Raw genomic sequence first — 356 nt, forward strand, 5'->3', positions numbered from 1 at the left:
CTAATAAAGTTTCTAATGGCGTTCTGCCACAGCATATTTTTCCTTGATGAGTTCGGTCATTATTGTAATAAATCATCCATTCGTCCAGATCCTTTTGCAATTCCGCTAATGAGCTATATAGCTTTGGTTTTTGTATGATCGATATCATTAATAGCCAAATATAACTGGTAATCATGATGTTCGACTTTGCCACAATATTCAGTGCCTCTATCGGTTAGAATACGTAGCATGGGAAGCTCGTACTGTTCGAAGTACGGCAGTACTTTGTCGTTGAGTATGTCAGCCGCAGTAATTGGCGTTTTCGTGGTGTAGAGCTTAGCGAACGCTACTTTGCTGTATGTATCAACGAAGGTTTG

The 356-nt window shown here is 39.9% G+C and carries 1 pseudogene; it reads right to left on the bottom strand.

From position 1 onward, the window contains the following. Positions 1–356, bottom strand: a pseudogene (locus H5087_RS20045) (IS481 family transposase); the annotation flags it as partial.

It is taken from the genome of Pseudoalteromonas sp. SR43-7 (assembly GCF_014163785.1).
In the GTDB taxonomy this organism is placed as follows: Bacteria; Pseudomonadota; Gammaproteobacteria; order Enterobacterales; family Alteromonadaceae; genus Pseudoalteromonas; species Pseudoalteromonas distincta.